General features: G+C 46.5%; 21 protein-coding genes and 1 pseudogene. 17 read left to right on the top strand and 5 right to left on the bottom strand.

Annotated features, from left to right (window positions below; all coding sequences use genetic code 11):
* The first annotated feature begins 193 nt into the window (after positions 1-193).
* The 7 genes and pseudogenes from MHN33_RS08685 (at position 194) to MHN33_RS08655 (ending at position 5,880) form a co-directional block, all read left to right on the top strand.
* On the top strand, positions 194-508 hold the full coding sequence (locus MHN33_RS08685) for a hypothetical protein (RefSeq protein ID WP_239397592.1): 315 nt from the start codon (positions 194-196) through the stop codon (positions 506-508).
* 134 nt (positions 509-642) lie between these two features.
* Positions 643-1,677, top strand: a complete 1,035-nt coding sequence (locus MHN33_RS08680; RefSeq protein ID WP_239397591.1) for a TOPRIM nucleotidyl transferase/hydrolase domain-containing protein — start codon at positions 643-645, stop codon at positions 1,675-1,677.
* Between the two features lie 25 nt (positions 1,678-1,702).
* Positions 1,703-2,059, top strand: coding sequence for a hypothetical protein (locus MHN33_RS08675; RefSeq protein ID WP_239397590.1), 357 nt, complete (start codon positions 1,703-1,705; stop codon positions 2,057-2,059).
* Positions 2,060-2,220: 161 nt separating this feature from the next.
* A pseudogene (locus MHN33_RS08670) lies at positions 2,221-2,370 on the top strand (transposase); the annotation flags it as partial.
* Between the two features lie 434 nt (positions 2,371-2,804).
* Entirely contained in the window at positions 2,805-3,257 is a 453-nt protein-coding gene (locus MHN33_RS08665; RefSeq protein ID WP_239397589.1) for a hypothetical protein, read from the top strand.
* Between the two features lie 415 nt (positions 3,258-3,672).
* Positions 3,673-4,779, top strand: coding sequence for an ATP-binding protein (locus MHN33_RS08660; RefSeq protein ID WP_239397588.1), 1,107 nt, complete (start codon positions 3,673-3,675; stop codon positions 4,777-4,779).
* Between the two features lie 129 nt (positions 4,780-4,908).
* Positions 4,909-5,880, top strand: coding sequence for a transposase (locus tag MHN33_RS08655; RefSeq protein WP_239397587.1), 972 nt, complete (start codon positions 4,909-4,911; stop codon positions 5,878-5,880).
* 568 nt (positions 5,881-6,448) lie between these two features.
* Here MHN33_RS08655 and MHN33_RS08650 read toward each other — a convergent pair.
* Positions 6,449-7,420 carry a transposase gene (locus MHN33_RS08650; protein ID WP_239397586.1) on the bottom strand — a complete coding sequence of 324 codons (972 nt, stop codon included), beginning with the start codon at positions 7,418-7,420 and terminating at the stop codon, positions 6,449-6,451.
* Between the two features lie 403 nt (positions 7,421-7,823).
* Here MHN33_RS08650 and MHN33_RS08645 point away from each other — a divergent pair, with 403 nt between their 5' ends.
* The 7 genes from MHN33_RS08645 to MHN33_RS08615 all read left to right on the top strand — a co-directional run bounded on the left by MHN33_RS08645 (position 7,824) and on the right by MHN33_RS08615 (position 14,312).
* Positions 7,824-8,243, top strand: coding sequence for a hypothetical protein (locus MHN33_RS08645; protein ID WP_239397585.1), 420 nt, complete (start codon positions 7,824-7,826; stop codon positions 8,241-8,243).
* A 110-nt stretch (positions 8,244-8,353) separates the two neighbouring features.
* Positions 8,354-8,884: a hypothetical protein gene (locus MHN33_RS08640; RefSeq protein ID WP_239397584.1), complete on the top strand. Its 531-nt coding sequence runs from the start codon at positions 8,354-8,356 to the stop codon at positions 8,882-8,884.
* 179 nt (positions 8,885-9,063) lie between these two features.
* On the top strand, positions 9,064-9,366 hold the full coding sequence (locus tag MHN33_RS08635; protein WP_239397583.1) for a hypothetical protein: 303 nt from the start codon (positions 9,064-9,066) through the stop codon (positions 9,364-9,366).
* A 332-nt stretch (positions 9,367-9,698) separates the two neighbouring features.
* A complete protein-coding gene (locus tag MHN33_RS08630) occupies positions 9,699-12,476 on the top strand; it encodes a collagenase (RefSeq protein ID WP_239397582.1) in 2,778 nt (925 codons plus the stop codon).
* Between the two features lie 92 nt (positions 12,477-12,568).
* Positions 12,569-13,336 carry an ABC transporter substrate-binding protein gene (locus MHN33_RS08625; RefSeq protein ID WP_239397581.1) on the top strand — a complete coding sequence of 256 codons (768 nt, stop codon included), beginning with the start codon at positions 12,569-12,571 and terminating at the stop codon, positions 13,334-13,336.
* Positions 13,337-13,411: 75 nt separating this feature from the next.
* Entirely contained in the window at positions 13,412-13,783 is a 372-nt protein-coding gene (locus MHN33_RS08620) for a hypothetical protein (protein WP_239397580.1), read from the top strand.
* Between the two features lie 46 nt (positions 13,784-13,829).
* Positions 13,830-14,312, top strand: a complete 483-nt coding sequence (locus tag MHN33_RS08615) for a hypothetical protein (RefSeq protein WP_239397579.1) — start codon at positions 13,830-13,832, stop codon at positions 14,310-14,312.
* Between the two features lies 1 nt (position 14,313).
* Here the strand turns inward: MHN33_RS08615 and MHN33_RS08610 are convergent, their stop codons facing one another.
* From MHN33_RS08610 to MHN33_RS08595, 4 genes are all read right to left on the bottom strand, one after another.
* On the bottom strand, positions 14,314-14,754 hold the full coding sequence (locus tag MHN33_RS08610; protein WP_239397578.1) for a VOC family protein: 441 nt from the start codon (positions 14,752-14,754) through the stop codon (positions 14,314-14,316).
* A 95-nt stretch (positions 14,755-14,849) separates the two neighbouring features.
* A complete protein-coding gene (locus MHN33_RS08605; RefSeq protein ID WP_239397577.1) occupies positions 14,850-16,808 on the bottom strand; it encodes a pre-peptidase C-terminal domain-containing protein in 1,959 nt (652 codons plus the stop codon).
* A gap of 21 nt (positions 16,809-16,829) precedes the next feature.
* Positions 16,830-17,504 carry a DUF1566 domain-containing protein gene (locus MHN33_RS08600; RefSeq protein WP_239397576.1) on the bottom strand — a complete coding sequence of 225 codons (675 nt, stop codon included), beginning with the start codon at positions 17,502-17,504 and terminating at the stop codon, positions 16,830-16,832.
* On the bottom strand, positions 17,501-19,000 hold the full coding sequence (locus MHN33_RS08595; protein WP_239397575.1) for an ethylbenzene dehydrogenase-related protein: 1,500 nt from the start codon (positions 18,998-19,000) through the stop codon (positions 17,501-17,503). Before MHN33_RS08595 ends, MHN33_RS08600 begins: the two co-directional genes overlap by 4 nt.
* A 223-nt stretch (positions 19,001-19,223) precedes the next feature.
* Between MHN33_RS08595 and MHN33_RS08590 the strand changes: the two genes are divergently transcribed.
* The 3 genes from MHN33_RS08590 to hda all read left to right on the top strand — a co-directional run bounded on the left by MHN33_RS08590 (position 19,224) and on the right by hda (position 22,302).
* A complete protein-coding gene (locus MHN33_RS08590; RefSeq protein ID WP_239397574.1) occupies positions 19,224-20,429 on the top strand; it encodes a GGDEF domain-containing protein in 1,206 nt (401 codons plus the stop codon).
* A gap of 111 nt (positions 20,430-20,540) precedes the next feature.
* A complete protein-coding gene (locus MHN33_RS08585; RefSeq protein WP_239397573.1) occupies positions 20,541-21,596 on the top strand; it encodes a DUF2066 domain-containing protein in 1,056 nt (351 codons plus the stop codon).
* Position 21,597: 1 nt separating this feature from the next.
* The gene (gene hda, locus MHN33_RS08580; protein ID WP_046004551.1) at positions 21,598-22,302 is read left to right on the top strand and encodes a DnaA inactivator Hda; all 705 of its coding nucleotides are present in this window, start codon (positions 21,598-21,600) and stop codon (positions 22,300-22,302) included.
* Positions 22,303-22,397 lie beyond the last annotated feature (95 nt).

Genomic DNA, 22,397 nt, shown 5'->3' with positions numbered 1-22,397 from the left:
GGTGTCACTTTTTAGTGCTCCGTTTTGAGGTAAAGTGAAAATCTGAAATTTTCCCCCATGTTATCTGCCAGTTTACAGTAGCAATTTTTAGTGGAATTATTAAAGTATGTAATATGAGCCGCTTTGGTGTGTTATGAACTACCAAAGTGGGACAGAATAAGTTGTTATATTTTTATCAAGTATCGTGGAATAAATGGATTTAGCTAAGTATCAAAAAGTAGAAGTGGTTGTATTGGGTGTAATCGCTCCAGTATTACTACTCACTTACACTATTTTACTATTACTCTCAGGTGAAGCTGTCTTTTGGGGGCGTAGTTCAACCATCATCTATCATTCTAACGAAGCATATTTTGTGTCACTGCTTTGGTTTGGTGTAGCTGGTAGTATGTTTAGTCATTTCTTCCTCCGCCCATTAAAGTTATTGTCGAACGCTTCTCGTAGGTTAATTTTATATATTTCAATGAGTTTTCTTTGTTCGGGTTTATTGTCTGCAGTAGTTTTAGTATAAAAACATAACAAAGAAAATTAAAAATGGCGGACAAAAACCAGTTGGCTTTGTTCGCGCCTCACAAATTTTAGCCAACTAATTTTGCCGTTTATTTACGGCGTTAGGTTACCAGCAATAAATCAAGCATCGAGGCTATGGAATTCGTAGAAGAATATAAAAAGTGGCTTGAGCCACCAGAAAATGCGGCATCTACTTGGTATCGTCAAAGGGGGTTTGCTTTTGAGAGAATACTTAAAAGTTGCCTTAGTCATGAGGGCATGGACCCTCGCTCTAGTTACAAAGCCGAAGGTGAGCAAATAGACGGATCATTCTTTCTTGATGGAAGTGTATTTCTATTAGAAGCAAAGTGGCATAAAGATGAACTTCCTGCCTCATCCATATATCAGTTCAAAGGTAAAGTTGATGGAAAGTTAGCAGGGACAATTGGGGTGTTTATTTCAATGTCTGGATATTCCAAAGATGCAGTTGACGCGCTAACCCTAGGTAAATCATTGAATGTCATCTTGTTTGGTAAAGAAGACATTGATGCTGCAATCATCGGAAAAAGCAGTTTTAAAAACGTATTGAAGTCAAAACTGAGAATCGCGGCCGAAGAGGGGGTCGTATACCACTCTTCAGAAGTTGAACAAGTATCAAAAGACGGCCAAACAATTATTGAAGCTTTTTCCTATGACAACATGTTTTCTAGCATTGTTAAACAAGATGCAAACTTCGAATCAACATCAGACCTAGTTGTTGTTTGCGAGGGTCAAACAGACAGGGAGTTGATTGCTCTATTAGCTACAAAAATACTTAATAAGCATAGACTAACAAAGAAAGTTAACATTATTGTTGCGATGGGTAAGATGACGATACCTAGAGTCGCCAATGCCGCCTCTAATATTGTCACGCAATCACCGATTTTAATTGTTACTGATTCGGATAATGATTTTGATAAAACACGGGATATGTTAAATCGAGGTGTTGAACTAGACAGTTGGAAGTATTCAATTCCAGACCCAGAAATTGAAGCATGGCTAGGGTTAGACCGTAGAGAGTTCCGGAGGCATCACAGAGGTGAAATGATGCGCTCAAAGCTTAATGAGCTAGTAAACGAGCTAGACGTAGAAGAGTTGGCAGAGCGAGATTCTTCGTTCAATACATTTTATCAGTGGGTAATAAGTGCCTAACAAACGCATGTTATCGGAGTTCAGCGTGAACAATTTCGAAATCCGTAAACTTTTAGTCTGTGATGATACCGAAGCTAGAGAAAGCTTTGAGAAAGATTTCTCTAATGAAATTGATGAACTCTGTTCACTATTTTCCGATTCGTTACAGCACCTTGAAGAATCTGATTGTGCAAAAGATGAATCGAAGAGAGCTGGCGTTGTTTCTGGGTATCTTCATTTAGCTATAGAGTCCGCTGTAACAGCAACACAATTACTTTCACTAGGCCATATCGCTCCGGCAGGGAATTCTATGCGTATTTCCTATGAATCTTTATGCATAGCTGAGACAAACAGAGACACCCACCCGAAACTGGCGTGCGGAATGTACGTCGTCTACTTTTAGGTAATGCTCAACGGATTGAGAATGACAAACTATGCCAACTGCAAGGAAGAAGCAGATCAGCTTATCAGCAGAGACAAACAGAGACACCCACCCGAAACTGGCGTGCGGAATGTACGTCGTCTACCTTTAGGTAATACTCAATGGATTGAGGATGACAAATTATGCCAACGGCAAGGAAGAAGCAGGTCAGCTTATCAGACACTATGTACTACCACTGCATATCCTGGTGTGTTCGCCGGGCATTTCTGTGCGGCAAAGACCGCATCACGGGCAGGTCTTATGAACATCGGCGAAACTGGGTTGAGGAAAAAACAGGATTGAACGGACACCCACCCCAAGGGGTTGAATGAACACCCACCAAAAAATTGAATAGACATATTGCAAACAAACAGAGACATCCACCGAAACCGGCGTGCGGAATGTACGTCGTCTACCTTTAGGCAATGACAAACAGTAAGACAAACAAAGACACCCACCCGAAACTGGCGTGCGGAACATAGGTAGGACAATTGGTCTGTGAATTTACTGGTGGGTGCCACTTAAAAAACTGGGCGTGAATTTGGGGGCAGTTTTTTCCGAGTATATCGTGTAGGATGAAGGTATCACGCATATTGTTGTTATCTAGATGGTTTTTTGCGAAGTAAATTAGTTCAAACAATGCTGTGCGTGTCCATCAATTTGATTCTAAATATGATTGTCTGGGGATTCCTCAGGTTCAGGCGTTAGCTTTCAATAAGGATTATTTATGCTTAGAAATATTGTTTTTTCTGTTTTATGTCTAGTGGTCATTGGGTGTAAGTCTACTTCTACAGTTTATGTTCCTAAAGCATTACTGCACTCACCAGATTCAAACACCACTACTTTGAAGGCGGACTCTGAACACGAACATGGAATTTTCGTTGCGTTCGATGAGCGTTTATACATTTCATCTATTAATGATGAAAGTACTTTTGAATTCTTCACTATGAGCATGAGTGAATATCCAGAAGTGGCTAAAATCCCGCTTGGTGAAAATATTATCGGTTTAAAATACAGGCAGGGGCAGGTTTATAGTGATGGTTGCGTAGCATTTATTGCTAGAAAGGGTATCTCATATATGGCTACAAAGAAAAGGGAAGGCTTTAAAGTTGTTTTTTGGGTTATTGAGGAAGGCACAAATAAAGTTGTAAGCAAACCCTGTCCGGTACTTGAAAGCTAACAAACGCCTCAAGTAGGAAGAACGCATAAAGCTTGGCTCGCGATAATTTTAGCTAAGTATTTTCCGTCTCTTGGTCGGTAAAAATGACAAACAGAGACACCAATGACAAACAGAGACACCCACCCGAAACTGGCGTGCGGAATGTATGTGAGATTGAATGGACAGCCACCCGAAACTGGAGTGTTGAATGTACGCAATTGGTCTGCGAATTTACCGGTGGGTGTCACTTAAAGCTTACTTATAGAACCTGCCCACATTGGTCTGCGAATGTACTGGTGGATGTCACTTAAAACTCCTATTATTAGTAGAGTAATGAAGGAATGTAATACGAGCTGCTTTGGTGTATTGTAAGCTATCAAAGTGGGACAGAATAAGTTGTTAGCTCAATAATGCAATATTTAAGCGAAGGAATATCATGAATCCATTTCAGCACAAAAAACCCGTCGTGCCCCCTATTTTTGCGGGTCGTTCTGCTGAGCTTGCTAGGCTTCGTGAAAGCATTATAGAACAAAATGAAAGTGTTTCTGTAAGTGGTTTTAATGGTATTGGTAAGAGCAGTTTGATTCTGACGCTTTTTACTGAAGCCGTTAAAGAGAAACGGCAGTTGTTTCCTGTTCGGATAGAGCAGGAGCAATTTCGCACATATTTGAAAGGTGATTTCTTAAGTGTTGTCACACATGAGATATGTGCTGCCATCTGGGTTAAGTTGTTAAAGTGCCGATACTCGGAGTTGTTGGAGCAAACGCTTCTAGACCCTAGAGACTCAACTATCGAATCTAAACATAAATCGATACTAAAGCGTATTTTCAAAATAGTAACAAGTGAGAATATTAATGCAAAAGGATCAAAGGAATCAGGGTTTTCCGGAAAGTTGGTTTTTGAGGGCAAGTCATCTGAGTCTAATACGCTCGGATATTCAAGAAAGCCGCTGATGTCCTTTGAGTTTCTTTTGCTCTTAGATGAATTAATGGAAATTCTAGAAGAAAAAGGATACAAGAAAATAGTGCTAGTGTGTGACCAGCTAAATCATCTTCCCCCTGTGGCTAATTATGACTTGGTCAGTCAGAACTTTGAAGCTCTCTCATCAAAAAAAATAATGTTTATTGTTTCGGCTGTAAATAACGAGGCGAGGCAAGCATCAGATATAGTTGTAGCAACCGAAAATATGCTCAAGTCCTTTAGTAATTGGATTGAACTTCCCGGCTTTTGTAGCTCAGCTGAAATTTCAGAGTATTTAAAGAATAGCTTGACTCACCTAGATGGTGAGCCATTGTTGGTAGATAACGCTTGTGCAGATGTGGTTTATGATATTTGCGAGGGTTTTCCTTGGTTTACTTCTGAATTATTGTCACTAGCATACGATGATGCCCTGATGGCTAATGAGGGTAAATTGCATTCCAGTAATATTGAGAAATATGGAGTGGGGTTTGCGAAGGCAATTTCTCATTACAAAACTGAGGGCGGCAATGTACCAACCCATCAGCTTTCTGGTTTGCTTAAGAAATTTTGGTCCAAGAGCTAACAATTGGTTGAGTAGACATATATAGACGCTCCAGCGGTGAAGGTTGAATGGACACCCACCCGAAACTGGCGTGCGGAATGTACGTCGTCTACCTTTAGGTAATGCTCAATGGATTGAGAATGACAAATTATGCCAACGGCAAGGAAGAAGCAGGTCAGCTTATCAGACACTAAGTACTACCACTGCATATCCCGGTGTGTTCGCCGGGCATTTCTGTGCGGCAAAGACCGCCTCACGGGCAGGTCTTATGAATATCGGCGAGACTGGGTTGAGGAAAAATTGCTGACCCTTGCGAAGGTGTTTTGCATTGATGTGTGTGGCTATGCTGTTATGAGCAATCATACGCATATTGTGTTGTATGTGGATGATAAGAAAGCACAAAGGTTATCAGATAAAGCAATCGTTCTTCGCTGGCATAAGCTGTTTAAGGGCAACTGGCTGACGCACAAGTTCATTAGTGGTGATGAGCTGAGCGCATCCGAGCATAGTATGCTGGCAGCTGATGTTGCTGAATTCAGACACCGTCTTGCAAGCATCAGCTGGTTTATGCGGGTGCTTAATGAAGACATTGCCCGCAGAGCCAATAAAGAAGAAGGTTGCACAGGCCGGTTTTGGGAAGGACGATTTAAGTCACAAGCCTTGCTGGATGAAGCGGCACTGGCAGCGTGCCTGGCTTATGTTGACCTGAATCCAGTCAGAGCCAAAATGGCAGATACACCGGAAACGTCAGACTACACCAGCATTAAAAAGCGTATTGAGCATGCACAGCAAGGAAAGCAGCCCAAAAGCCTACTACGTTTTGCGGGTAATCCAAGGAAGCACATGCCCAAAGGACTGCCGTTTGAGCTGACCTATTACATTCAACTGGTAGAGTTAACAGGCCGATGCATGCGTACAGATAAGCGGGGTTATATCAGCGATAGTCAGCCACTGCTGACACGATTGCAAATAGAGCCAGACAATTGGCTCAAGCTCACTACGCAATTTACGAAGGTCTTTCATGGCGCGGTAGGGCGAAAGCAAGCGATGACAGATTACTGTGAACATCTTCATAAAAGGCGACGAGCCAACTTGACTCAGTGCGAGCGATTACTGGGTTAACACCTTTACGTAAATACCATCTCGATTTATCCAAGCTCAGGTTTGGGTACGTTCTCGTATTGTCAGAATCTGATTATTCTTCAGGGTCTGGTGCTTAAACTTACGACTTTCACTGCTCCGAACTTATAGAAAGCGCAGCATTTGATAGTCTTTCATTTCTTTATTGAACCTGCCCACAATTGGTCTGCGAATTTACCGGTGGGTGTCACTTAAAACTACTTTAATTTACCGGTGGGTGTCACTTAAAAAAATTTTCAATCGATTACTTATGATAATGGGTCTGAAAATGCTCAGAAACTGGATTGAATGGACAGCCACCCGAAACTGGCGTGCTGAATGTACGCAATTGGTCTGTTAAATAACACAGACACCCAGCCTTATCTATTCTTGATACGGGTCCGTAGGCTATGAATACAAGTGCTTCTGCAAATAAAAAAGCGAAAATTTTTAGAAGTCAGGCTTCACGGGTGAACAATTTCAGCTTAAATAATTGTTATTTGGTATTTTTGGACACGTTTAAGCACTGCCTAAGTGCGACAGTCATCACGAGAAGTTAATAATGACAATTCTAACCCAGAAAGCGCTCACAATTAGCGAGGTTAGGGCGTCGCTTTTTTTGCAGGTGCTCACAAAATTTGGTCACGGCTTGCTGTCTGCCGACTGCGCCGTGGAATACTTTGGTAAATCGTGTGGTGAGTTTTAGCCAATTTTCAGGCTCTATTTGTAATCTGGCGAGGATAGGCTGGGTATCGCAGATGTGGCCTCGCTTATCTGCACGAATGCATCGGCCTGTGAGTTCAACCAGTTCAATGTAGTATTTAAGCTCAAAGGGCAAACCTTTGGGCATGTTTTTTCTGGGGTTACCAGCAAAGCGCAGAAGGCTCTTTGGTTGTTTGCCATGCTGTGCGTGTTCAATGCGTTTTTTGATACTGGTGAACTCGGAGTTTTCGGGTGTAGCGGTCATTTTAGCCCGGATAGGATTGAGGTCAACGTAGGCCATGCAAGCGGCCAGCGCGGCTTCATCTAGTAATGCCTGAGACTTAAACCTGCCTTCCCAGAACCGACCTGTACAGCTATCTTCTTTATTCGCACGACGAGCAATGTCTTCATTCAGTACGCGCATAAACCAGCTGATACTCGCAAGTCTCTCCCTATATTTCTCGATAATATCGTCGAGCATAATGCGTTCGGATGGACTAAGCTCGTTACCTTCCACGAATTTGTGTGTCAGCCAGTTTCCCTTAAACAGTTTATGCCAGCGTATGACGATAGCTTTGTCATGCAATCGGTTGGCTTTTTTATCGTCCACATACAAAACGATGTGAGTATGGTTGCTCATCACAGCGTAAGCGCAAATATCAATACAGAAAGTGCTTGCCAGCAGAAGTAGTTTTTCTTCAACCCATTCACGGCGATGTTCATAAGATTGGCCTGTTAACGGGTCTTCACCGCATAAAAAGGCACGCCTTACGCAGCGAGAGATGCAATGATAGTATTTTGTGTCAACTAAGCTGACCTGGCTTTTCCGTGCCGCTGGCATTTGTTTCGTCCTTATCCTTGGAGCAGATGAAAAGCATAGGCTAGGGTTGTATGACAGACAAGTTTTAGACTGGGTGTCTGCTATTTGTGTTCTTGTGTCAACTAAGCTGACCTGGCTTTTCCGTGCCGCTGGCATTTGCTTCGTCCTTATCCTTGGAGCAGATGAAAAGCATAGGCGAGAGTTGTGTGACAGACAAGTTTTGGAATGGGTGTCCGCTATTTGGCTATTTGGAATGTGCTATTTGTGGGGGTAAAGTGACAAGCTGGAATTTTCTGCCATGCTATATGCCTGTTTACATTAGTAATTATTAGTGGAATTATGAAGGTATGTAATATGAGTCGCTGTGGTGTGCTATGAACTACCAAAGTAGAACAGAAGAAGCTGTCAGCTGCCAAGAGCAATTATGGAGGAGTCGATGCTAAACCCATGGGTTAGAGTCCCTTCAGGAATAGTCCTCTTTTTTATAAATTTGTTGTGCTTGCTGGGCGTAATCGTAATGCCTATGGCTGTACATGAAGAGAAATATCTATTCGGCGTATTAATTACAACTGTTTGTGCAATCTTAAATGCATGGCTGTTTATTAAGTGTTTTCAACTCATTTTCAATTTGAATGCTAGCAATGGACTAATCAGTCCTTTTGGTTTCAGAGTTGCAGCTGTAATGTATATGCTACTTCCAATTGTTGGTATTTTTACTGGCTACTACAGTCAGTATGGCTGGCTAGCGCTGATTCAAGCAGGTATCTACTACTTCATTGGCATATCGTTACTTTCATATGCCAAACAAAGGGAAGGCACATTGGCATCTTACAAAGCACTGTAGTCACTCGCTAGCGCTCGTTGGGACAAACACGCAGGTTCCCTTCATTATAGCCTACGTATTTGTGCCCCTAAGTGGGGCGTTATGTGCCACCAGAGTTTTGAGGCGATTAATTGAAGTATAGAGACTTGTCGAAAATTGCACTTGATCCAGATAGCACAGATAAGAGTATCGAGTTGCTCAGGCAGCATGGAGTTAGTGCACCTGATTCTGTGATTGAACAGTTTTATATTGATCATAATGCTAACAGTCGCTTTTTAGCTCTCTACGGTGATTTATCACTTTCTGATCTAAAGTGGGAGCTAGTTGAACTTGATACAACGAGATTTTTGCAAATAGGTAGCAACGCTTCATTTCCTGATTTCCTTGAGGAGGTATCAGAAGATGCATCGCATTTCCACGATGTTGGAGAGGCTGTGATTGATTGCCGAGAGGAAGTGCTCAATCATTGGAAAAAGCATGGTACTTGGTTAACTCCACCAATATTGCTAGATGCAAAGGTTCTTGGTGGTAAATCTGGCATGCCTCATTTAGTTGAGGGGCATTCAAGGGTCGGGTGCCTTCTTGGTATCCAAAAATATAGAATCATTCCTTTGGCTGACAGGCACAAAGTGTATTGGGGCTCTATTCAAAAAGGCAAATAACAAGTTACTCAAAAGGAAGCATTTGTCTTAAGTCATTGACGTCCAAAAATGAGCTAGAGCAAACGTCCGCCGGTCGCCCTCCCAGGCCCACCGACATACTTTGAAACGATTTGTCATACTCCTCTGGACCCACGTTTGCTACACTTCCTGCATCACTGTTGTCGCATATAGGAAGTATTATGTTTTCTTTAATCAAAGGGTTACTGTTTAAGTCACTGAAACACAAAGCGGGCCGAAAGGTGGCTGATGCGGTTGTTGAAAAGTGCCTGCAACAGGGAATGGAGTATATGCGAGGACGCCCGGGCACGGCGCAGCATCACGCTAGTGAAGTTGATGGTCTGATCACCGGGCTGAATAATCTGACCGCCAGAAAGTTGCCCAATGGCCAGTATCCAATCAGGCTGGAGCACCAGACGTTACTTGTAACCATTGAAAACCATGGCATTGTGTCTGTTACCTCGCTGCTTTCAGACAATGCCTGACTAGTCGTCCCTTTTTAATTCCCCTTAAATGCCACTTTATTGCAAGATATGTTAACAAACGCCAATTGCAGTGGCGCTTTTCATTCTGTCATTCCCTTTTTTGGTTCATTCGCTGTCTATGAGTGGCAGTAAAGCGAACTGCCCGCACAATAACCAAACTGTCATATAACTTTTAACATTCTGACTTAATTGAATATTTTATGCTTAAAAGGAAAAGTAAGGTAGCATATTCAATAATATTATATAAATTATATTGTATACACTGTGTTCGTGGTGTTAATAATATGTCACCTCTTCTGGGGTTTGGATACACATTTTAATAAGGTTACATTATGAAAATAACAGCAATACTCGCTGCACTTCCTCTGCTCTGTACCAGTGTAGAAGCCGCGCAGCAACAAGTTGAAAGACAGTTTAAACCACTCAGTGCCCAGGATCTGCAACTGGCACATGGAGACGAAGGCCATAATCATGCTGCTCAGGATAATGCGCCGACGGCTGCGCGCGAGTCCTTTATGCATGCGCATTTACCGGTGGTGATGCGCCTGGCGTCAGAGCCGGTTGATGTGGCAAGCAGCTGCGATCTGGCGGCTTTTGCCAATGCCAGTGCATCCACGATTGTGGCGCAAATCTCCACACAGGGCGCAGGTTGCGTCAACGATTTGTTCAGTGCACCTTCCGACACCCAGGTTGCGACCTTCACAACCGCAAAAATGCTGGCGGTAGCGACTCAGGCGAGAACGCTGTCTGCTGCTTACACAGGCACCGGCAGTGCAGATCTGGAAGCGCTCTTCTTATTTATTCGGGCCGGCTTCTATGTTGAGTTTTATAACGACTCGGTCAGCTTTGACAGCAGTGTGCAAACTGCGGTTAAAGGCGCGCTGGACGCGTTTGTGGCTAACAGCCATTTCTATGACAACAACGATGCCCATGGTGAAGTACTGGGAGAGGTGATCACCACCATGGATTCATCCGAGCTACAGCATGTTTATCTGCCCGTGGTGAAAGCCTGGTTGTCGCGCTGGAGCGAAAGCTATGCCGACAGCTGGCACATGCGCGGTGCGGTGAATGGGATCTTTACCATTTTGTTCCGTGGCCAGTGGAATAGCGATTTTGTTGCTCTGGTTGGCAGCGATGCTGAGCTGGTCACTTTACTTGCAAATTTTACCAAACAAAACTGGATGCTGGGGTCGGACGCTGAGTTTTTGATTATCAATGCGGCGCGCGAGCTGGCCAGGCTGAAAAATTATCAGGGGACACCCATTCAGAGTGCTGTTGATGAGGCGTTAAAATCTCTGTTTGCAACCTATCAGAGCTATGGATATGGTGACGGTGTTTGGCTGGGCGCGACGGATGTCGCGACTTACTATGCCAACTGTGAAGACTTTGGGATCTGCGGATTTAAGGAGGAACTCAGGGATAAAGCACTGTCGCAGACCTATCAGTGCAGCAGCACCATTCGGATCCGCTCGCAGGAAATGACCCAGGCGCAGCACTTGTCTGCGTGCGACACCATGGCGGCCGAAGAAACGCGCTTTCATACTATGCTCGAAACCAACCAGACGCCGGTCGCAGACGACAACAACACCATGTTACAGGTGAATATCTTTAACAGCAGCGCAGATTACAAGAAGTATGCGGGCCCGATTTTTGGCATCAGCACCGACAATGGCGGTATGTACCTTGAAGGTGACCCCAGCGTGGTGGGCAATCAGGCAAACTTTATTGCCTATGAGGCCAGCTATGCAAAGCCCGATCACTATGTCTGGAACCTGGAACACGAATATGTCCATTATCTGGATGGGCGCTTTGACCTTTATGGCGACTTTAACGCGCCCACAGAAACAATCGTGTGGTGGAGCGAAGGCGTTGCCGAGTATGTTGCCAATCTGAACGACAATCAGGATGCCATTGATACCATTAAAGACGGTAGCACCTATCAGCTGGGCGAGGTTTTTGCGACCACCTATGACGGCTTTGATCAGGACCGTATTTACCGCTGGGGTTATCTGGCGGTGCGTTTTATGATTGAAACCCATAAAGACGAAGTCAATGCCATGCTCAGTGAAACTCGCGTGGGCAACTGGGCTGGGTACAAAACACGTATCGACAACTGGGCGGCCCAGTATGGCACTGAATTCACGCAGTGGACGCAACAGCTGGCCGGTGATCAAAACCAGGCCCCAACAGCCGTTATCAATGGTCCTTACCAGGGCACGGCGGGCACGGCACTGAGTTTCAGTAGCCAGGGCAGTTCAGATCCCGAGGGCAGCACTCTGGCTTATATGTGGCAGTTTGGTGATGGCGCACAGAGCACCCAGGCCAACCCGACTCACACCTATCAGGATGAAGGCAGTTATACGGTCACGCTGAGCGTCACAGACGAGCAGGGGCTGGCCCATCAGGTTAGCACGCAGGCTGTGATTGAGTCAGGCCAGGGCACGGTGGAGCTACAAAATGGTCGCGCGATACAAGTATCTGGCGCGCATAAGGAGCTGAGCTACTTTAAAGTCAGACTCCCCGAGGGCGCCAGCGATTTGAATGTGGCCATCAATGGTGGCAGTGGTGATGCGGATCTTTACCTGCGTTACGGACAGTTACCAACACAAGACACCTATGACTGTCGCCCTTATGTAGGAGGAAACAGCGAGCGTTGTGATATCGCGGCGCCGCAGGCAGGCGATTACTACATCATGCTGCGTGGGTATAACGCCTACAGTGATGTAGAACTCATGGCCAGTTATACAGCTCCCAGTACCGCTTTACCTGATACCTGCGCCACTCAAGGCAGTGTTTCTGATGGTCGGCTGTCAGATGGCGTGCCGGTATGTATGGGCAATCGCGAGCCAATGTGGTTTAGCCTGGAAAATGTCAGCGCGCAGCAAAGTATTCGGATTGAGACAGCGCATGGCAGCGGCGATCTGACTTTGGAATACAGTAATCAGGGCTGGCCTGACGAGAATAATGTAGAGGCGCGTTCGGCGCGTTCAGGCAATGGTGAGTGTATAAATCTCAGCGGTCAAAACCAGTATTGGGGCTATCTGAAGGTCAGTGGTGCGCCTGCTGGTGCAACGATTCAGGTGAGTTATAACGAGGGCTGGTGCAACTAAACTCAAAGAGAATTAACTAAATTTGCTTGAAGGTTGGAGAGACACGCTCTAAATTTAAAGGGTCTTCTCCAGCCTTTTTATGGCAGTGATTTGTGAAAAAAAACCTGTTGATTGTCGGCTTCACCTGGCTTTTGTTCAGCATGCTGAACCCCGCGTATGCAGCAGAGCGACTGAACATATATGTTTACCACAACAAACCGCCTTATATTACCAACCAGGTTGAGCAGCGCGGCTTGTACTTCGACCTGGTGTCTTTACTGAATGCCACTCAGTCCCAAACCCGATATAAGCTTGTTTATCTGCCCCGGCGACGAATTGAAAGAGATCTGACTGAGCAGACGTTAGATGGCGTTGTACTGGGTGTGCATCCTGTCTGGTTTAAAGATCCCGACAAAACGCGTTACTTGTGGAGTGAGCCGCTGATGTATGACACCGACGAGTTTGTGTCCTGTGCGGGCAGCCCATTTGAGTATGATGGTGCCTCTTCAATGCACGACAAAAAATTCGGTGGCATTTTTGGTTATCATTATTTTCGTACCGTTGAACCAGTCAACAGCGGGGCGCTTGAGCGAGTTAATGCAAACAGCGAGGAGGGCTTACTGGAGCTGGCGTTGCGCGAGCGAGTCGACTTTGCCATTGTCAGCCGCTCCACACTGAATTACTTTATTAAGAAAAACCGCTGGCAAAACCACTTTTACCTGTCAAAACAACCCCATGAGTCTTATTACCGAGCCATTTTGTCGCCCAGACAACTTCAGCCGCAGTTTGAGCGCTTATCAGAATTACTCAATGACAGCGCTTTGCGCATAAAGCTGGCGCAATTAATGACCAGTTATCAGGTGGAGCCAGTATTGCCCTGATAAAACTGGACTGTGTGCATATAAGAATAAAGTTACCTATATTTAAGTTGAAGGTCGGCAAAAAGGAGTGGTGGCATGTGGCAACGTAATTTATGGTTCTTTGGGGCGATATTGGTGGCCTCAATCTTCACGAGCTCACACAGCTTTGGGGCCGACCTGGTGCGCTACAATGTGTCAAAAGCTTACGCTGATCCTAAACAGGATTATTATATTGCGGTACTGCGCCTCGCTTTGAACAAAAGCCGGGATAAATATGGTCCTTATCAGTTAAGCGAGAACTCGTTTGATCATACACCTCAGGGCCGCACACTTGAGATCCTTGAACAAGGTGAGTTGTTGGATGTGCACTGGACTATGACGTCGCAGCAACGAGAAACTCAGTTGGCGGCCGTATACGTACCACTACTCATAAGGGATGATGGGGGCACGGCTTTTTTTGGTTCATAAAGATATTTTGCCAAAGCTGGATAAGCTTAACTCACCGGCCCAATTAATGGACCTTTTTATTGGTAGTGGCATTGACTGGCCGGATACAAAAATCTACGAGAAAAATGGTTTTATTGTGGTCGCCAGCGTTGCGTCGTTATTGCCCAGAATGCTCGAAGAAAAGCGGTTTGAGTTATTTCCTCGTGCACTACATGAGCCCTGGGCAGAGTTGCCCAGCCTTAAAGGGGTCGTCGTGGAGCCCAGGTTTGCGTTTTGTTATCCCACGGCCATGTATTTTTTTGTTAACAAACACAATACGCGATTAAAAGCACGCCTGACTTATGGCTTACAAAAAGCCATTGATGATGGCTCGTTTGAGCGCTTGTTTGAGGCTCATCCAATCACGCGTGATGCCATCAGGCTAGGTAATTTTAACGAAAGGCAGGCTTTAAAGTTGCAAAACCCGGAGCTCAGCGCCAGAACACGTGATGTGCTGATGAATGCCAGATACGTCTGGGCGCCACTTCATCGCTGCCTTTCGACGATTTAAGCTACCAGCTTCCGGTGTTTTCCATGTTCAGCCAGGGGTCCTGAGGAGGTAACGGTGCTCCTTGTTGTAACAGTTCAATCGAGATACCGTCGGGAGACTTGATAAAGGCCATGTGCCCACACCTTGGTGGGCGGTTAATGGTAACTCCTGCAGCCTGGAGTTTCTCACACAGCGCGTAGATGTTTTCAACGGCAAATGCCAGGTGACCAAAATTGCGCCCGCCTGTATATTGCTCTGTGTCCCAGTTATAAGTCAGCTCAATGGTAGGTGAAAAGCTGGATTTAGCCTCTTCCAGTTGGGTGGGTGCCGCCAGGTAGACCAGTGTAAAGCGGCCAGCTTCGCTGTCCTTGCGTTTTACCTCTACTAATCCCAGCAGGTTACAGTAAAAGTCTAATGATGCGTCCAGGTTTTCAACCCGAACCATAGTATGCAGATATTTCATAAAATTGCCCCTGTAATGTCAGGTGTCAAAGATAAGGGCAAACAGAGAAAAATCAAGGAGCGCGATGTGATTGCCCTCCTTGTTGCGTCAGGGCATCAATACTCTGCGGTTAATGTCACGCCGCTGAAGTCTTTATAGGCTTTGACTGAGATGTGCCAGGTGCCCGTTTGGGGCTGAGTCTGTGTACAGGTTTCTGTATTGCCATCTTCATAGGGGCGGCAATCATAACGTGAAGAGGTTGGCTGCGCGCCATAACGGACATACAGATCGGCATCGCCATTGCCACCAGAGGTGCTAACAGTGAGTTTAGTGGCACTGGCTGGTACCTCAAAGGTTTTGTGGATCCAGTTGCCAGCTGTCGCTGAGAGGTCTGTCCAGGTTTGCTTGTTGTCATCGCCCGGCGGTGTGCCCAAGTCATACTGGCCAACCAATGACACGCCAGAAAACGCAGTGTAACCACGGATAACAATATAGTAGGTTCCCGCCTGTACGTTCGTGATGGTACAGCTCTCGTTGTTACCATCTTTATATGGTCGGCAATCATAAGCCGAGGTGGTTGGCTTTTGCGCAAAACGCACATACAGATCGGCATCGCCACTGCCACCGCTCATAGTGAAACGCAGGTTGCTGGCGCCTTGTGGCACCACCATAGTAAACACCTTTTCGCTGTCCGCAGCGCCTGCAAGATTGCCGACAGGTTGGCCATTTTGCAGCGCATTGCCCGGGTCAACCGGGCCACTGTCTCTGTCGATGATTGACAGCGAATTGGCGGCCCGCTTGAGGGTCATGGTTTCACCCAGTTCACTGGCATACCACCAACTGATATTGGCGGGCAGAGCAAGTGCGTCGGCAGCACGCTGTTCGCGCGTCAGTGTATCCGCACCGGCTGTAAACTGGGCGGTTTGTACTTTGATACTGTCCGGGGTCACACTCAGTACTTTAAATTGCTGAATACTGGCCAAATCTATGGTCCAGTTTTTAGGGTCGTTGGCCGAGCGAGCGGGGGCACCCCAGCTGCCTTCACCCACATACACCGTACCGCCGGTAGTGGTTTTGGTAAATCCGGAACCTGAGGGCTGCAACGCTTCGGTCAGTTTATTTATATGGGTGTCGGATTCAACGACCAGGTTCATTCCATGCTGATAGAACAAGTCTGCCCACCAGGTATGCAGTATGGTGTTGTCCGACTTCCCCGAGTAATGCGGGTACATGGGTTTGTGATACTGAGCAATACGCCAGTTGGCACCGGCACCATTGCTTTGCAAGTCTTGTTTAAGCCAGTTGTTCATGGCGGTGGCATAGCTGGACCAGCCGCTGTCTTTATACTGGCTGTTGAGGGTATAAACGCGCAGCAGGTTGGCAATGTTAAAGGCTCCATAACTGTCTTTGTTGGTACAGGCACCATCTTGGTCATAGTCGACGCCAAACACCTGACAAAGTGTTTTAAAATTATCACCTTCATGATTACCAAATGTGGCAACAAACGGGTAAATGCGTTTGTAGTTTTGCCCGTCAATGACATCATCTGACAATGTCAGCTGCCAGTCTTTCAGGTATTCACGCATTTCCTGAGCCGAATTGGCGTTGGTGTAGTCACCACCGTGCATAATAAACAGCGGGCGGATCTTGGCAACCAGCGCGTTGCCTTCGCGGCGCGTTGTCCAGCCTGTGCGGGTATCTCCACCGGCAATGGCAACAAACCCGGTACTGGTTGTTGGCGCGGTTTTAAACCACATACGCTGGCCACATCCAGTGCTGTCACATACTCGGTAATAAATTGCTGTGTCGGCACTGAGCCCTGTCAGAGTCACAAACTCACTTTCTAAGCTGCCATCAAAAACATATTTGGCAGTAGGTTGCTGAGTCGTCCAGTTTTGCTCATCGGTGGTGGTACCATATTTAACGTAATGATTGTTACCACCGGTTGGTGTGTATCCCAGTGTAACCTGATTGCTCGGGTTGGTATCCCAGATCAGGCGATGATAATCACTGGCACTGTGGGCTGCTGTGGTAAATAAAGTAACCGTTGTGAGGCCTGCAAAAAGCACTCTCATAGAGAAGTTTCCTGTAGTTGGTTAATGGACCACGCTTTTAAGGCGTGATGATTGAAACTCTGGTGGCAAGTCGGCTACCAGCAGTACGAACGCAGCGTTGCGATAGGGCAATGGATATTGTTCTCCAGTATGAAAGTTGACTGCCGTTGCACCTTGTTGAAAGCGCTGATAATGGCCTGTAAGGGGTTGAGAGTGATCCGCGCTCCAGTAGTCTCCATGCTTCATATGGGGGAAATAATCCTGAGCAATATGTACATGTCCCGGGCGAGCGGGGCTTTGCAACAAACTACTTAATTCATCACTGGTTGGCAGACGCCAGTGTGTCAGACCGCACAGGGCTGTTTGTCTGGTTTTGTTGATCAGATCCTGGGTATCACACCGGGAAGATTCAAAGTAACAATCTCCCAGATTTGCGTCGCCTCTTGGCGGGCGGTGCTGGTCTGAAGCCAGATACCAGGAGTAGGTCCAGTAGCCATCATGTATGTTTTCACTGTCGGTTTTAACCTCCCAGACCAAATGTTTCTGGGTATCCAGCACGCAAGACCAGGGGCCTTGCCAGGGTGACATAGGACTGCCCGTTTTATCCAGCTTCACAAATCTGGGGTGTGGCTGGGCAACCGGGCTCAGGGGTTGGATCCATAGCAAGGGGATAACAATTAACAGGACGACTAACGACATCAGCAACCGTGTGATCATAGCGAGTACCTCAAGATGGCAGGGCGAATATGGCGGGTATGTGCGACCTGAGCATGATCAAAGGCGGAAAACCACATACAGGTGCCATTTTTAAGTGGTACATCATGGGCAGAGCCGGTATCGTGTTTTCGCACCAACTCCAGTGTCCAAATTCCCTCATCCCAGCGGCCGCGTGCTCTGACATCAGCACGATCACCTTCGAATCGGTTAGAGCGATAAAGGATAGAAGACACTATGCTACCAGGAGCATACTGGTCGAGTGTGCTTTGATAGGGGGCGCTGCCAAACCAAGGCAAAACACTCAGATGCGCATTTTCGGGATCCGGCAATCGTTTTGGGATCACGGTATTTGGTGTATACCATTGCCAGTTCATCACATATGCACCGCTTTCTTTGCCATCTGGCTGATACCCTGCACTATAGCGGCGCTGTCCTTGCTGCACCACGGCGGGCGGTCCGAAAAAGTTATCATCGGCCAGATACATGTCATTGGTTCGTACCGCTTTCCAGTGCCACACGTCCCGGATCTCGCCGTCCAGGCTTGCGTGAAATCCTTTGCCGTGCCAGTTGGGTGGCTTCCCTTGCAGCGGACGATTGCCCAGGTAGGCGGTGTTATCTGATCCGCTGGCGCATGAGCGTGACAACATCACTGCCAGTTTGTCTTCGTAAAAGGTGCGTTCGTCAAAGTGATAAAAGCCATCTTGTTGCACTTTCCAGCCAGCTTCAGTTTTAAGTAACGGCAGGTGATTGGTGCTCTTACTGGAGTCTGTCCAGCGGATCAGGAAGTAGCTTTCATACTGGTTGGCCAGAGCCTGTACACGGATGATGCTGCGGCCATCGTCAAAATTAGCGCCACCATGCGTTTCAATGGTGTAAACCTGCGCTCTCTTCCAGTGCGATTCATCGTCCCGGCCGTCTATCTCTATAAATTCGTCAGGGCCCAGGTGTGCAACCCGCAGCGGTGATGCTGAATATTGGGTGGCGATGCAAATCAATAAACCTGCGACACAGACGCTTGTTACTATGAATGCGCTCTGTTTTTCGATGCGTGTTGGTAGTACCGCGCTCAGAATATGCTTACCGTATTGAATAAAGTAAATCCAGCCGTGTATAAGCAGGTAAAGGAGTAATAGCCAGAGACAGTAAAAGTGCACAGGCTGCATAAAAGTCACAAACTGGCCTGCCCAGAGAAACCAGCCGGAGCATAACAGGCTCATAATGATCACATACCCCAGACGGTTTACCCAGAGGTGGTAAAGAGTAGGGCTACTGCGAAAAGGCTGCCATAGTGAAAGCAACAGATATGCCATTGCCAAAACGCTGAGGGTACTGCCGCTGGCAACATGCCAAGGGTACAGATCACCCTGAGGTAACAATGTGCTGATGACCGTCAGCCAGTCCTGTGTTAGCAAAGAAAATCGTAAGCCCGTGAGCAGGCTACACGCGATAAGTACAATGACTAGGGCATGAAGCAGTACAAAAGTGACTCTATGCATGTCGTTTGGTGTTATCTTTATGTTTAAATAGTGTAAACATAAAGGGTTGCAATTTTATGTCAAGCACTTGCTTATGAATAAATTCATTGGCTGCATGATGAGCCAGTTCGAAGTTACCCAACAAATCACTTAAAAACTGCTATGCGCTTTTCTGACGCAATCTGCCAAAACCTGGACTAAACTTAACAGGTGCCATACTTCAGGTGGAACAAGTGAGAACAGGATGAATGAGGTTGTATTAGAGAAGATGGAAGCCCTCGACAGCACAGAAGTAATTGACAGCATGACGGACATCGTTGCCTGCCTAAATACCAGTGACTCTATCCAGCGGTTTTTGCTGGACATACATTGTATTTTGCAAAAGGTAACTTACGCGGATAACTTTTACGTTGTGCTGTTTCGTGAGGATGGCAGCCTGACATTTCCTTATTTTCACGATGTAAAAGATGACATTAACCCTGAAGATTTGGAAGCCTTGTCGCTTGAAGAAATCGCCCAATCACTGACTGCCTATGCTTTACAGTCACAGAGCGTGTGTAACTATAACAGCGAGCAATTACATCAGCTGGTGGCGCAAGGCCGGTTAAATATTATCGGTACCGTACCCAAGCAATGGCTATGTTTCCCCTTGGTGAATCGCAGTAACTTTATGGGCGCGTTTATCATTCAATCTTATCGACGAGAGGATGAATATTCAGGGGTGATAGTGGATGTGCTTTACACCATTAGCCATGTGATCTCGTCTGCCCTGGATGCATTTAATAACCAACAGGCGCTGGTCGAAGCCAACAAAGTACTGCAAAACTACCAGGGTGAGTTGGAAAGCAAAGTAGCGGAGCGAACCAAAGAGCTCGAATCCAGTCTGGCTGAACTGCAAAAAGAAATTAGCATGCGCGAGGCGCTGCAGCAGCGCCTGGAGCATGAAGCCTTACATGATACCCTGACGGGCCTGACCAATCGAAAATTCTTATTTCGAGAGCTGAATAACCTTGCGGAGCGTTCAAAGCGTGGCTCGGTTACTGTGCATATTCTGTATCTCGATTTAGATGACTTTAAGCCCATAAACGATAACTACGGGCATCACAACGGCGATATTGTGTTGCAGGAAGTTGCTTGCAGGATCCAAAATGAATTACGCAGTTATGATGTGCTTTGCCGCCTTGGCGGGGATGAATTTGTTGTGGTGTTGTCCGACCCAATCGAAAAACCGGCTCTGTTGCAGATATGTTCGCGGCTTATCACGTGTCTTTGCTCACCAGTCCGGTTGGAAGGCGGGCAGGAAGTACAATGTGGCTGCAGTATAGGAGTTGCCAACAACCAGGGAGAATTCAATGCAGAGACTTTGTTAAAGTGTGCTGATAGCGCACTTTATTCATCTAAAGAACTGGGTAAAAACCAGGCATACTTTTACGATGGTCAAGCGGTTTGACCACAAAACCCGCAATCCTATAATGGGAACTCACAATCAATCTGCGCTGGCTTTTGCTTTGCAGCGACGATTGCATTAGGATCAGGTTTTCTCCTTAACTTTTTGGTTGTTATGGTACTGAGATTCTTTTTGCTGGGTTTGTTCGGCTGGTGTATGGCCGCAAGCGCGGTTGAGGTAACCGATCTATACGAAGCTACCCTGCAAGTGGACAACAAAACGCGCGCAAAGCGTGTTGTCGCCAGTCAGCAGGCGTTGGACCGCGTGATCCAAAAGTTGACAGGCCGCACGGAGCATTTAAATCACCCGTTGATCCGTCAAAGCAAAAGGCGAATTTCCGATTATATGCTCAAATATGAGTATATTGAGTCTGCCGATGGCGATATCAAAATACGTGTCAGGTTTGAGGCTGACAAAGTGGAGCAGTTGGTCAGAGACAGTAATTTACCTTTGTGGGGCAACCGTCGTCCTATGATTGCAATTTGGCTGGTGATTGAAGACAACCTGCGGCGTGAGTTTGTGACGCAGGAAAGCTACCCCCAGCTGGAGCGGCTCATTTATGATACAGCAGCTGAGTGGGGGATCCCTGTCGTTGTACCCCTGATGGATCTGACCGATCGAACCCAGGTGGGCATTGCTGAAGTCTGGGGGAATTTTTCTGAGCCAGTCGAAGCCGCATCTATGCGTTATAACGCTGAGCGGGTGATCACCGGGCGGCTCTTTAAACAACCCAACAGCAGCAGCTGGCAACTGGATTGGCGTTACACAGACACCGAACAATTTGAATCAACGCAACAAGTCGGCGACAAACAGCAACTGCTTATTGCCATGATTAATGATATGTCCACGGCGCTGGCTGCTGAATATGTGATTGATCCCAATCGTTCATATGCCACCAACAGCACGGTATTAACCGTTGATAAACTGACTTCGTTCAGCAAAATCGAGCTGGCCAGACGACAGTTACTCAGTATTAGCACGGTCCAGGATGTTGATGTGATTTATCGTCAGGGCGATCTGGTCAAGTTTGAGGTAGAGCACGGCTCGTCCGTGGTTGATTTACAAAAGTCGCTGAAACTAGAACGTGCATTCAGTGTGTTTGTCGACCCGCGTGCGTTCTATCAGGTGGCCAGTGCCAATAACCTCAGATACAGCTGGGTAGGGCAATAGTATGATGCAGCCGATGCAGATGGCGTTGCCTGTAACACTGCCTGACGATGAAACGTTTAGTGCTTACTTTGGCGGCGAAGGGTCGCTGGAGGTAACACACCTGAAAAATGCGTTGGAGGCGATCCATCAGGACTTTCAGTTTACTTATTTGTGTGGCCTGGGAGACTCGGGCAAGTCTCACCTGCTTTACGCCACCTGTATTCATGCTCAGGAGCAGGGCCTGTCGACCATATTATTGTCGCTCAGAGAAGTGATTAACTTTGGACCGGCTGTGCTCGACGGGCTGGAAGCGCTGGATGTGGTATGCATTGATGATGTGCATTTAGTGGCGGGTAATGAGTCCTGGGAAAAAGCCCTGTTTAACTTTTTTAACCGGTTTAATGAGCCCGGAAAATGCCTGGTTGTAACGGCCGATCTGTTGCCTAATATGCTCAATCTGAGTCTGCCAGATCTGGAGTCACGTTTTACCTGGGGTACTACGTTTCAGATCCGTTCAATGAGTGACGACGATAAGGCCGAAGCGCTGGTTAAAAGAGCTAAAATGCGAGGCCTGGAACTCAGTGATGAATGTGCCCGGTTTTTATTGACCCGACTGAGTCGGGATATGCGTGCATTATTAGATGTGCTTGATAAACTGGATCACGCATCCATGGCGGCGCAGCGAAAACTGACCATTCCCTTTATTAAAACCACATTGAATTTGTAACCTGCGGGTGTGGAATTTTTGAGCGTCTATGTCACAAATTCCACCAGAAACCTCAAACCAGCCCAAAATCAACTGACAACCAGTAAATAGTCCAA

The organism is Pseudoalteromonas sp. OOF1S-7 (assembly GCF_022347765.1).
In the GTDB taxonomy this organism is placed as follows: domain Bacteria; phylum Pseudomonadota; class Gammaproteobacteria; order Enterobacterales; family Alteromonadaceae; genus Pseudoalteromonas.
The sequence above is the reverse complement of the archived record's forward strand: the minus strand, read 5'-3'. Positions and strand labels throughout refer to the sequence as shown.

Bases quoted from the DNA above. Each gene is read 5' to 3' on its own strand.
- MHN33_RS08685 (WP_239397592.1), top strand. From the start codon at position 194: ATGGATTTAGCTAAGTATCAAAAAGTAGAAGTGGTTGTATTGGGTGTA.
- MHN33_RS08680 (WP_239397591.1), top strand. From the start codon at position 643: ATGGAATTCGTAGAAGAATATAAAAAGTGGCTTGAGCCACCAGAAAAT.
- MHN33_RS08665 (WP_239397589.1), top strand. From the start codon at position 2,805: ATGCTTAGAAATATTGTTTTTTCTGTTTTATGTCTAGTGGTCATTGGG.
- MHN33_RS08660 (WP_239397588.1), top strand. From the start codon at position 3,673: ATGAATCCATTTCAGCACAAAAAACCCGTCGTGCCCCCTATTTTTGCG.
- MHN33_RS08655 (WP_239397587.1), top strand. From the start codon at position 4,909: ATGCCAACGGCAAGGAAGAAGCAGGTCAGCTTATCAGACACTAAGTAC.
- MHN33_RS08650 (WP_239397586.1), bottom strand. From the start codon at position 7,420: ATGCCAGCGGCACGGAAAAGCCAGGTCAGCTTAGTTGACACAAAATAC.
- MHN33_RS08645 (WP_239397585.1), top strand. From the start codon at position 7,824: ATGGAGGAGTCGATGCTAAACCCATGGGTTAGAGTCCCTTCAGGAATA.
- MHN33_RS08635 (WP_239397583.1), top strand. From the start codon at position 9,064: ATGTTTTCTTTAATCAAAGGGTTACTGTTTAAGTCACTGAAACACAAA.
- MHN33_RS08630 (WP_239397582.1), top strand. From the start codon at position 9,699: ATGAAAATAACAGCAATACTCGCTGCACTTCCTCTGCTCTGTACCAGT.
- MHN33_RS08620 (WP_239397580.1), top strand. From the start codon at position 13,412: ATGTGGCAACGTAATTTATGGTTCTTTGGGGCGATATTGGTGGCCTCA.
- MHN33_RS08615 (WP_239397579.1), top strand. From the start codon at position 13,830: ATGGACCTTTTTATTGGTAGTGGCATTGACTGGCCGGATACAAAAATC.
- MHN33_RS08610 (WP_239397578.1), bottom strand. From the start codon at position 14,754: ATGAAATATCTGCATACTATGGTTCGGGTTGAAAACCTGGACGCATCA.
- MHN33_RS08605 (WP_239397577.1), bottom strand. From the start codon at position 16,808: ATGAGAGTGCTTTTTGCAGGCCTCACAACGGTTACTTTATTTACCACA.
- MHN33_RS08600 (WP_239397576.1), bottom strand. From the start codon at position 17,504: ATGATCACACGGTTGCTGATGTCGTTAGTCGTCCTGTTAATTGTTATC.
- MHN33_RS08595 (WP_239397575.1), bottom strand. From the start codon at position 19,000: ATGCATAGAGTCACTTTTGTACTGCTTCATGCCCTAGTCATTGTACTT.
- MHN33_RS08590 (WP_239397574.1), top strand. From the start codon at position 19,224: ATGAATGAGGTTGTATTAGAGAAGATGGAAGCCCTCGACAGCACAGAA.
- MHN33_RS08585 (WP_239397573.1), top strand. From the start codon at position 20,541: ATGGTACTGAGATTCTTTTTGCTGGGTTTGTTCGGCTGGTGTATGGCC.
- hda (WP_046004551.1), top strand. From the start codon at position 21,598: ATGATGCAGCCGATGCAGATGGCGTTGCCTGTAACACTGCCTGACGAT.